Consider the following 10,378-nt stretch of genomic DNA (forward strand, 5'->3'; position numbering starts at 1 on the left):
GATCTCGGGCGCCTGCAAAAACCCTGAGACATGGCATGATCGCCGAATTTTGTCGCTAATGTCGCTGTGGTACACGGCGGGGTTCTGGAGGTCAGCGGTGCAGCGGAGGTTTTCCGCAGGGGTTCGGGCGGGTGCGGGAATGGCTGGGGCCGTGCTCCTCCTCACGACGGCCTGCAGCGGCGGCGGAGAGAAGGACTCCGGCGTCACCGTCGGAGAGAAGGGCGACGCGAGCGTCCCCCAGGTGACGATCAGCCCGGGCAACGGCAACACCAAGGCCAAGCCGGAGGACGGAGTCGTCGTCACCGCCGCGGGCGGGACGCTGGAGCAGGTGACGGTCACGCTCAAGGGCAAGCCGGTCGACGGCGCGATGGCCGCCGACAAGACCAGCTGGAAGTCGCGGACGCTGCGTCCGGGCGCCAAGTACCAGGTCGTGGCGGTGGCCAAGAGCCCCAAGGGCAAGACGGCCACCGTCAACGCCGCGTTCGCCACGCAGAAGGCGGCGAATGAGCTCAGCATCGTCGACGTCACCCCGAGCAAGAACGAGAAGGTCGGCATCGGCATGCCGATCCAGGTCGTCTTCAACCGGCCGGTCGCCGACAAGAAGGCCGTCGAGAAGGCCCTGGAGGTCAAGTCGACGACGCCCGCCACCGGCGCCTGGTACTGGATGAACGACACCACGGTGATCTTCCGGACGAAGAACGGCACCTGGTGGGCGCCCAACCAGAAGGTGGTGCTGACCGCCAAGCTGGCCGGCGTGAGGTCGGGCAAGAAGACCTACGGCGTGTCGGACTTCGCCCGCCCGTTCCGCATCGGCGACTCGCACCTCGTCACCGTCAGCACCAAGACGCACAAGCTCGTGGTCAAGAAGAACGGCAAGAAGATCCGCAGCTGGGGGATCAGCGCCGGCCGCGGCGGCCGGGTCGTCAACGGCGTCGACACCTACCTCACCACCAGCGGCATCCACCTGACCATGGGCAAGGAGAATCCGGCGATCATGACGTCGGAGTGGATGGGCGTCGACCCGAAGGACAAGAAGAACGGCGGCTACAAGGAGGTCATCCCGCACGCGGTGCGGATCTCCAACAGCGGCGAGTACATCCACTCGATGGCCGCCACCACGTGGGCCCAGGGCCGCCAGAACGTCAGCCACGGCTGCGTCAACTCCCCGCCCGCCGACGCCCGCTGGTACTACCAGTGGTCCTACCGCGGCGACCCGGTGATCATCACCGGCAGCAAGCGGAGGCTGGAGCCGCTCAACGGCTGGAGCTACTACCAGATGTCCTGGGACCGGTGGGTGAAGGGCAGCGCCCTCAACCGAACCGTGACCACCGGATGACCATGACCGTGCCCCGCCCCGGGAACGGGCCGGGCACGGTCATCGGAGATCGGGGGCACGGTGGAGGAGTCGGCCCGCCCGCTGCGGCTGCGGCGCCGCGTCCGGCGCAGGGCGCAGCGCGGTCTGCGCCGCGCGGCGCTCTGGACGCTGCGGCCCCTGCTGAGGCGGCGGCGCGTCCCGCCGCCCGGTGACCGGCTCCGCGTGCGCGTCCTGCTGCAGAACGCGCACGGCACGGGCGGGACGATCCGCACGGTGCTGAACCTGTGCGGCCACCTGGCACGCGACCACGACGTCGAGATCGTCAGCGTGCTCAAGCGGAGCAGGAGGCCGTTCTTCCCCGTCCCCGCCGGTGCGACGCTCACCTACGCCGACGACGGCTTCGCGCCCAAGGGGCGGGCGGCCCGCGTCCTGGCCAGGCTCCCGAGCCTGCTGACACCGGCGGACGAGGCGTCGTTCCGCCACATGAGCCTCTGGACGGACGTGTGCCTGCTGCGGTGCGCGCTGCCGCCGGCGGCGCCGCCCGACGTGCTCATCGGGACCAGGCCGTCCCTCAACCTGCTGGCGGCCGAGCTGGCGCCGGCCGGGACCGCGACGATCGGCCAGGACCACATGCACCTCGGGGCCTACCAGCCCGCCCTCCGGCGCCAGATCCTGCGCTCCTACCGGCGGCTGACCGTCGTCTCCACGCTCACCGAGGCGGCGTGCGCCGAGTACGAGGCCGCGCTCGCGGGGTCCGGTGCGCGCGTCGTGTGCATCCCCAATGCCGCGCCCGCCCTGCCGGACCGGCCGTCCCGGCGGGCCGGCAAGGTCGTCCTGGCCGCCGGGCGGCTCGTCCACACCAAGGGCTTCGACCTGCTCATCCGCGCGTACGCGCCGATCGCCGCCGACCATCCGGACTGGACCCTGCGCGTCTTCGGAGGCGGGCCGCGGCGCGACCGGCTCCAGGCGCTGATCGACGAGCTCGGCCTCGGCGGCAGGGTCGAGCTGCACCCCCGGACCCGCCACCTGTACGCCGAGATGGAGCGGGCGTCGGTCTACGCGCTGTCGTCGCGCCGCGAGGGCATGCCCATGGTCGTCATCGAGGCCATGGGCATGGGCCTGGCGGTCGTGGCGTTCGACTGCCCGGTCGGCCCCGCCGAGATGATCGGCCACGGGCGCGACGGGCTGCTCGTCCCCCCCGGGGACGTGGACGCCATGACCGGGGCGCTCCGCCGGGTGATCGCGGACCGCGGACTGCGGGACCGGCTGGGCGAGGCGGCCCTGCGCTCGGTGCGGTCCCACCACCTGGACCGCATCGGTCCCCGCTGGTCGCTCCTGATCTCCGAGCTCGTGCCGGCCGCCCCGGCGCCGGAGCGGCCCCGGCGGTCCGGAGGTCAGACGCCCCTGAGCAGTCCGCGGACGTAGGCGGCCTGGCCCGCGTGCTGGAGGTCGTCGGAGACCACGCTGACCAGCCGCACCGCCAGCGTGACCGGCGGGTCCCACGTCCGGTCGACGATCCGGGGCAGGTCGGCGTCGGTCAGCCCGGCCACGTACTGGACGGTGCTGTCGTGCACGGCGTCGTGGTATCCCGTCAGCAGGTCCGCCGAGTCCACCCGGACGGCGGCCACCTCGTCCGGGCCGTGGCCGTACCCGGTGTCGGACGCGTCGAACGGCAGCCCGAACCGGTCGGCCCAGCCGTCCCGCGTCCAGACCTGGGCGGCGCCGGCGACCCCGGCGACATGGTCGTCCTGGATGCGGGTGAGATGCCAGACGAGCCACGCGATCGAGTTGGCGCCCTCGGCGGGGCGCTCGGCGAGCCGCGGACCGCCGAGGCCCTCGACCGCCCCGTGGACGGCCTCCTGGATCCGGTCGAACGCGTCGGTGAGCAGTTCAGCACTGGTCATTGGTCCGACGCTACCTTGATCGGGCCGGGGATTCAGGTCCGCGGGCCCCGCCGTCCGACGCGTCGCCGGCTCGGGTGCCCTGGCCGGCCTTCGCGCAGTTGGCGGGGGGCCGAATGGGTAGACGACCGGCATGAGCACTCGCGCGCCCGACCGGCGGCCGCCCGACCGCGGATTCGGGCCCGAACTCCGCGACGCGGTGACGCTGCGCGGCGTCGCCCTGGTCACCGGCGTCCTGCTGCTGCAGTTCGGGTTCATCCTGTCCTACATCGGCGCGTTCCATTCGCCGACGCCGCACCGCATCCCCGTCGCGGTGGTCGCGCCGCCCGCGGTGGCGGGACAGGTCGTCGAGCAGGTGAACGCGCTGAAGGGCAGGCCGCTGAAGGCCCGCACGGCGGCCGGGGCGGAGCAGGCCCGCCAGGAGATCCTGCGCCGCGAGGTCGACGCCGCGATCATCGTGGAGCCGCGGGGAGGCACCGACACGCTGCTCGTCGCGTCCGCCGCCGGACCGGCGCTGGCCGGCACGGCCACCGACGTCGCGAACCGGTTCGAGACCGTCCGGCACCGGCAGGTGAGGGTCGTCGACATCCGGCCGCCCGACCCCGAGGACGGCCGCGGCCTGTCGTCGTTCTACCTGGTCATCGGCTGGGTCGTGGGCGGGTACCTGGCGGCGGCGATCCTCGGCTTCGCGGGCGGCGCCCGGCCGGCGAACGGGCGCCGCACCGTCATCCGGCTGGGGGCGCTCGCCCTGTACGCGGCCGTGTCGGGGCTCGGCGGCGCGGTCATCGCCGGTCCCGTCCTCGGCGCGCTGCCCGGCCACTTCTTCCAGGTGTGGGGCATCGGGGCGCTCGTGGTCTTCGCCGCGGCGGCCTCCACCGCCGCGTTGCAGACGCTGTTCGGGCTGCTCGGGATCGGCCTGGCGATCCTGCTGTTCGTCGTGCTCGGCAACCCCAGCGCGGGCGGCGCCTACCCGGTCGCGCTGCTGCCGCCGTTCTGGCGCGCCATCGGCGGCTGGCTGCCGACGGGCGCGGCGACGACGGCCGTCCGCAACACCGTCTACTTCGCCGCCAACGCCACGGCGTACCCGCTTTGGGTCCTGGCCGGGTGGGCGCTCGGCGGGACGGCCGTCGCCCTGGCCGTGTCCGCGCTGCGGCCGGCGGCGGCCCACACCCAGGGGACCGCCTCAGCCCGGAGCGGATGAGGCGATCCCTCCGGCGGGGGCCGCGAGCGGCGGGCCGTCCACCCGGCCGGGCAGGCGGACGGTCACGACGAGGCCGCCCTCCGGGCGCGGCGCCGCGGTCACCGTGCCGCCGTGGGCCGTCGCGGTGGCCCGGACGATCGACAGCCCGAGCCCCGAGCCCCGGTCGGAGCGCACCCGGTCGTTGCCGAGCCGCCGGAACGGCTCGAAGATCGTCTCGACCTCGTAGGCGGGCACGACGGGACCGGTGTTGGCGACGGTGAGCTCCGCCCAGCCGTCCCGGCCCCGCGTGGCGACGTGCAGCTCGCCGCCGTCGCGGTTGTGCCGGATCGCGTTCTCCACCAGGTTCTGCACGAGCCGCTCCACCAGCACCGGGTCGCCCGACGTGGAGGCCGGGCCGAGCAGGCGGTCGGCGGTCACCCCGCGGGCCCGCGCCTCGGGGGCGGCCTGCCGCAGGACGTGCCCGGCGACGTCCGCGAGGTCGAGCGGCCCGGCGTCGACCACGACGTTCTCCGTCCCGGCGAGGGTGAGAAGCCCGTCGATGAGCCGCTCGTGCCTGCCGTTGACGACCAGCAGCGACTCGCCGAGCCGCTTGACGTCGTCGGTGGCGTCCGGGCGGCGCACCGCCACGTCGATCAGCGTCCGGTTGATGGCGAGGGGGGTGCGCAGCTCGTGCGAGGCGTTCGCGACGAACCGGCGCTGCCCGTCGAAGGCCCGCGCCAGCCGGCCGAGCATGGTGTCGAAGGTGTCGGCCAGCTCCTTGACGTCGTCGCGCGGCCCCTCGTAGGCGATCCGCTCGGTGAGGTCGTGGCTGCGCGCCACCCGCCGCGCGGTCTCGGTGATCGCGTGCACGGGCCGCAGCGCCCGGTCGGCGAGCAGCCAGCCGAAGCCGAGTCCGGCCGCGCCCACCAGCCCGAGCGCGATCCCGCCCTGGGTGAGCAGCGCGTTGAGCGTCTCGCGCTGGTAGTCCTCGCGCCCCTTGATCAGCGCGCCCTGCACCTTCTGCACGGTGAGCTGCGAGGCCTCCCCGGGCGGCGGTGCCGCGGCCGCCACTCCGGGGACCACCTCCTTGGGCGCCGCGCTGAAAACGCGGTCCGCCGCGGGTTCGCCTTGCCTCTGCAGGTTGTTCTGCACGAGGAGGTAGGTCAGCCCGAGCAGCACGATGCCCGCGCCGAGGAAGAGGCCCGTGTAGAGGATCGTCAGCCGCAGTCGGATCGTCGGCCGCAGCCGGTCCGTGAACCCTGCGGCACGCGTGGCTCTCATGGAATCCGGTACCCCACTCCCGGGACGGTCTCGATGACCGGGGGATCGCCGAGCTTGCGGCGCAGCTTCATCAGCGTCACCCGGACGGTGTTGGTGAAGGGGTCGGTGTGCTCGTCCCAGACCTTCTCCAGCAGGCGCTCGGCGGACACGATCGTCCCGTCCGCGCGCAGCAGCTCGGCCAGCAGCCCGAACTCCTTGCGCGCCAGGTGCACGTACCGGCCGTCGCGGTACACCTCCTGGCGGGACGGGTCGAGCCGGATCCCGGCGCGCTCCAGCGCCGGCGGCGCCGCCGGGCGGGCCCGCCGGCCGAGCGCCAGGATCCGCGCCACCAGCTCCTCGAACGCGAACGGCTTGGTGAGGTAGTCGTCGGCGCCGAGGCGCAGCCCGTCGACGCGGGCCGGGACGGTGACGGCGGCGGTGAGCATCAGCACCCGGACGAGGGCGCCGGACTCCACCACCGCGCGGCACACGTCGTCGCCGTGCACGACCGGCAGGTCCCGGTCCAGGACGAGCACGTCGTATTCGTGCACGCCGAGCCGTTCGAGCGCGGCGTCCCCGTCGTAGACCACGTCCACGGCGAGGGCCTCCGCCCGGAGCCCCTCGGCGATCGAGTCGGCGAGCATCCGCTCGTCCTCGGCGACCAAAACCCGCACGTCTGCCGTCCCCTGCCGTCGACCGGCGCGCCCTCCGGCGCGTCCTGCCGCCCAAGTCTCGGGAAGGGGGCGTAACGCCGGCATAACGCGATCCGGTTACGCCGGGGTTACCGGCCCGGGGATGGACTTGCGGTCGCCGCCGGCGCTCCGCCCGGCGGAGTCGACAAGGAGACCGACCGATGCGACGACAGACGCTCGCGGTGCTGGCGCTCGTCCCGGCCCTCGCCCTCGGCGTGCAGGGCTGCGGGGTCCTGGACAAGGACGCGAAGGCGACGGGCACCGCCAAGAAGGCCAGCGACCTGGAGAAGATGCGGAAGTTCGCCCAGTGCATGCGCGACAACGGGGTGGACATGCAGGATCCGACCGACGACGGCCGGGTGGAGATCCGCTCGTCCGCCCAGCCGGGGCCGCCCGACCCGAAGGGCCCCGGCAAGGCGCCGAAGACGAACGGCAAGGCCGAAGCGGCGCAGAAGAAGTGCGCGCACCTCATGCCGAACGGCGGCAAGCCGCCGAAGGCCAGTCCTGAGGACCTCGCCAAGATGCGCGCGTTCGCCAAGTGCATGCGGGACAACGGCATCAGCAAGTTCCCCGATCCCGAACCGGATGGCGGCATCAAGATCCAGGCAGGCGGGGGCACCGGGCTCGACCCCCGGAGCCAGACGTTCAAGAAGGCGCAGGAGGCGTGCTCGAAGTACTCGCCGGACGGCGGCAAGGGACCCTCCACGACCGTTGGCAGGGGCTAGTGGCCAGGACGCGCACCATCGCGCTCGGCGCGGCCGGGGTGGTCGTGGCGGGCGGCGCCGGGCTCGCCACGGTCGGCCTCGGCGGCGGCGAACCCGCCGCCGACCGCGGCGCGCCACCGCCCGCTACGGCGGCGATCGAGCGGACGACGCTGGTCGAGACCCAGAACGTGGACGGGACGCTCGGCTACGGCGGCGCCCGCACCATCACGGGAACGGGGCACGGCACCCTCACCTGGCTGGCCGGGGCGGGGTCGGTCGTCTCCAGGGGCAGGTCGGTGTACCGGGTCGACAACAAGCCGGTCCCGCTGCTGTACGGAAGGCTGCCGCTGTACCGCACGCTCGCAGATGGGACGGAAGGCGCCGACGTCCTGCAGTTCGAGCGGAACCTGCGAGCACTCGGCTACACCGGCTTCACCGTCGACAAGACCTTCGACGGCTCCACCGCCGCGGCCGTGAAGCGCTGGCAGGACGACCTCGGGGTGACCGAGACCGGCCGGGTCGAGCCGGGCGCCGCCGTCGTCGCGCCGGGGCGGATCAGAGTCGACGAGCGCAAGGCGAGCGTCGGCGACCGCGTCGGCGGCCCCGTCCTCACCTACACCGGAACGAGCCGCGTCGTGACCGTCGACCTGGACGTGGAGTACCGGCGGCTCGCGAAGAAGGGCGGCGCGGTGGAGATCGAGCTGCCGTCCGGCGACACGGTCAAGGGGACGATCACCTCGGTCGGGAAGGTCGCCACGCAGGCGCAGGACGACCAGCCGGCGACCGTCGAGGTGCGGATCGCGGTCGCGGGCGGGAAGGAGATCGGGTCCTACGACAAGGCGCCCGTCGCGGTGCATCTCACCGCCAACCGCCACGCCGACGTCCTCGCCGTGCCGATCGCGGCGCTGCTCGCGCAGGGGGACGGCGGTTACGCGGTCCAGGTCGTGGAGGGCGGGCGGGTCCGGACGGTGCCGGTCGAGACCGGCGCCTTCACCGACGGCAAGGTGGAGATCTCCGGATCGGGGCTGTCCGAGGGGATGAAGGTCGGAGTGCCCTCGTGAGCCCGGTCGTCGAACTGCGCGAGGTCACCAAGACCTATCCGGGCGGCGTCACGGCGCTGGACGCGGTGTCGCTGACCGTCGAGGAGCGCGAGCTGGTCGCGATCGTCGGGCCGTCCGGGTCGGGGAAGTCGACGATGCTGCACCTGCTCGGCACGCTCGACCGGCCGAGCGCGGGCACCGTCCTGGTCGAGGGGACGGACGTGTCGCGGCTGCCGGACCGGCGGCTGTCGGCGCTGCGCGCCCGGCGGATCGGCTTCGTGTTCCAGCAGTTCCATCTCGCCGCGGGTGTGAGCGCGCTCGACAACGTCGCGGACGGGCTCCTGTACGGGGGCGTGCCGCTGCCGCAGCGGCGCCGCAGGGCCCGCCGCGCCCTGGAGCGCGTCGGGCTCGGGCACCGGCTCGACCACCGGCCGCACCAGCTGTCCGGCGGCGAGAAGCAGCGGGTCGCGATCGCCCGCGCCGTGGTGGGGGAGCCCGCGATGCTGCTGGCGGACGAGCCGACCGGCGCGCTGGACTCCGCTTCCGGCGCGGGCGTCCTGGATCTGCTGCGGGAGCTGTCCGACGCCGGCACGACGGTCGTGCTCATCACGCACGACCGGGACATCGCCGCCCTGCTCCCACGGCAGGTGCGGATGCGCGACGGCAGGATCGTCCACGACGACGCACGGGTGGAGGCGACACGGTGAAGGGCGGCTCGGTGAAGACGACTCCCCGCGGGGACGGGCCGGTGCGGCTGGGGCCGCGCGACGTGCTGCGCGTCGGCGCCGCCGGCCTGCGATCCCGGCCGATGCGGGTGTTCCTGTCGGCCCTCGGCATCGCGATCGGCATCGCCGCGATGGTCGGCGTGGTCGGCATCTCGACCTCCAGCCGCGCCCAGCTCGAGGCCACCCTCGACCGGCTCGGCACCAACCTGCTCACCGTGGCGCCCGGCCGGGACTTCTTCGGCGAGGACTCGAAGCTGCCGAAGGAGTCGGTCGGCATGGTGGGCCGGATGCCGGACGTGGAGTCGGCGTCCGCGACGGCGAAGCTGGCGGACACCCACGTCTACCGCAACGACCGCATCCCGGAGGGGGAGAGCGGCGGGATCAGCGTCCTGGCGGCCCGTCTCGACCTGCCGAAGACCGTCGGCCTGACGGTCTCGGCGGGCACGTGGCTCAACGCGGGCACGGCCAAGTACCCGGCGGTGGTGCTCGGCGCGGAGACGGCCGGCCGGCTCGGGGTGTCGACGCCGAACGTCCAGGTGTGGCTCGGCTCCCAGTGGTTCACGGTGGTCGGCATCCTGGAACCGAACCAGCTGGCGCCGGAGCTGGACTCGGCCGCGCTGGTCGGCTGGGAGTCGGCGGCGGCGCACCTCGGCTTCGACGGCCACCCGACCACCGTCTACACCCGGGCCCGCAAGGACGCGGTGGTGAAGGTGCGGAACCTGCTGGCGGCGACCGCGAACCCGCAGGCGCCGACCGAGGTGCAGGTGAGCCGCCCCTCGGACGCGCTGACCGCGCAGGACGCCGCCGACAGGACGTTCACCGGGCTGCTCCTCGGCCTCGGCGGCGTCGCGCTGCTGGTCGGCGGCGTCGGCGTCGCCAACACGATGGTGATCTCGGTTCTGGAGCGTCGCGCCGAGATCGGGCTGCGCCGCTCGCTCGGCGCGACCCGCGGCCAGATAAGGCTGCAGTTCCTCACCGAGTCGCAGCTGCTCGCCGCACTCGGCGGCGTCGGCGGCGTGGCCATGGGCGTCGTGGTCACCGCGGTCTTCGCGGTGACGCAGGGCTGGCCGACGGTCGTCCCGGTGTGGGCGATGGCCGGCGGCATCGTCGCCACCCTCCTCATAGGCGGCGCCGCCGGCATCTACCCGGCCCTACGCGCAGCCCGCCTGGCCCCCACCGAGGCCCTGGCAACCCCGTAACCACCAAGGCAGGAACCCCAGCCCCCAAGGCAGGAAGCCCGGCCACCAAAGCAGGTAGCTCAACCATCAAGGAAGGGAGCCCAGCCCCCAAGGCAGAAAACCCAGCTCTCACGGGAGAAGGCTCGACCCCCACAGAAGGAGGCTCGGTCCCCACGGAAGGAGGCTCGGTCCCCCCGGAAGGAGGCTCAGCCCCACGGAAGGAAGCTGAACCCCACGGAAGGAAGCTGAGCCACGGCCGCGGGTCGGGCGGCCGGAAGGCGCTCTAAGCGCCTGGAGGTCGCCCGACCCGCCGAGCCGGGCGACCGCAGCGCCACCCAACAAAACCCCACGGGCACAACACAACCAAAACAAGGCGGGTAGAT

The 10,378-nt window shown here is 73.5% G+C and carries 10 protein-coding genes; 7 read left to right on the forward strand and 3 right to left on the reverse strand.

Going from position 1 to position 10,378, the window contains the following annotated elements:
* Window positions 1-139: 139 nt before the first annotated feature.
* Both ABWI07_RS42145 and ABWI07_RS42150 read left to right on the forward strand, forming a co-directional pair.
* On the forward strand, window positions 140-1,336 hold the full coding sequence (locus tag ABWI07_RS42145) for a L,D-transpeptidase (RefSeq protein ID WP_149258764.1): 1,197 nt from the start codon (window positions 140-142) through the stop codon (window positions 1,334-1,336).
* Window positions 1,337-1,396: 60 nt separating this feature from the next.
* Complete coding sequence (locus ABWI07_RS42150; protein WP_353821966.1) at window positions 1,397-2,740, forward strand: glycosyltransferase family 4 protein; 1,344 nt, start codon at window positions 1,397-1,399, stop codon at window positions 2,738-2,740.
* On the opposite strand, the gene ABWI07_RS42155 is transcribed toward ABWI07_RS42150, so the two are convergent.
* On the reverse strand, window positions 2,710-3,219 hold the full coding sequence (locus ABWI07_RS42155; RefSeq protein ID WP_353821967.1) for a mycothiol transferase: 510 nt from the start codon (window positions 3,217-3,219) through the stop codon (window positions 2,710-2,712). The two genes, ABWI07_RS42150 and ABWI07_RS42155, sit on opposite strands and share 31 nt — an antisense overlap.
* A gap of 130 nt (window positions 3,220-3,349) precedes the next feature.
* Between ABWI07_RS42155 and ABWI07_RS42160 the strand changes: the two genes are divergently transcribed.
* Window positions 3,350-4,417, forward strand: a complete 1,068-nt coding sequence (locus ABWI07_RS42160; protein ID WP_353821968.1) for an ABC-2 transporter permease — start codon at window positions 3,350-3,352, stop codon at window positions 4,415-4,417.
* Here the strand turns inward: ABWI07_RS42160 and ABWI07_RS42165 are convergent.
* Both ABWI07_RS42165 and ABWI07_RS42170 read right to left on the reverse strand, forming a co-directional pair.
* Entirely contained in the window at window positions 4,400-5,677 is a 1,278-nt protein-coding gene (locus tag ABWI07_RS42165; protein WP_149258760.1) for a sensor histidine kinase, read from the reverse strand. The genes ABWI07_RS42160 and ABWI07_RS42165 overlap by 18 nt on opposite strands.
* Window positions 5,674-6,330, reverse strand: coding sequence for a response regulator transcription factor (locus ABWI07_RS42170; protein ID WP_200841801.1), 657 nt, complete (start codon window positions 6,328-6,330; stop codon window positions 5,674-5,676). The genes ABWI07_RS42165 and ABWI07_RS42170 overlap by 4 nt, the downstream gene beginning before the upstream one ends.
* Before the next feature lie 179 nt (window positions 6,331-6,509).
* On the opposite strand from ABWI07_RS42170, the gene ABWI07_RS42175 reads away from it, so the two are divergent.
* From ABWI07_RS42175 to ABWI07_RS42190, 4 genes are read left to right on the forward strand one after another with little or no spacing between them, the layout of a single operon-like run.
* A complete protein-coding gene (locus tag ABWI07_RS42175; protein ID WP_149258758.1) occupies window positions 6,510-7,073 on the forward strand; it encodes a hypothetical protein in 564 nt (187 codons plus the stop codon).
* On the forward strand, window positions 7,073-8,113 hold the full coding sequence (locus ABWI07_RS42180; protein ID WP_353821969.1) for a peptidoglycan-binding protein: 1,041 nt from the start codon (window positions 7,073-7,075) through the stop codon (window positions 8,111-8,113). The genes ABWI07_RS42175 and ABWI07_RS42180 overlap by 1 nt, the downstream gene beginning before the upstream one ends.
* On the forward strand, window positions 8,110-8,799 hold the full coding sequence (locus ABWI07_RS42185) for an ABC transporter ATP-binding protein (protein WP_149258756.1): 690 nt from the start codon (window positions 8,110-8,112) through the stop codon (window positions 8,797-8,799). The genes ABWI07_RS42180 and ABWI07_RS42185 overlap by 4 nt, the downstream gene beginning before the upstream one ends.
* Window positions 8,800-8,810: 11 nt before the next feature.
* Window positions 8,811-10,016 (forward strand): ABC transporter permease, encoded by a 1,206-nt coding sequence (locus ABWI07_RS42190; RefSeq protein ID WP_235036711.1) that lies wholly within the window; start codon window positions 8,811-8,813, stop codon window positions 10,014-10,016.
* Window positions 10,017-10,378 lie beyond the last annotated feature (362 nt).

It is taken from the genome of Actinomadura sp. NPDC000600 (assembly GCF_040492135.1).
Taxonomy (GTDB): domain Bacteria; phylum Actinomycetota; class Actinomycetes; order Streptosporangiales; family Streptosporangiaceae; genus Spirillospora.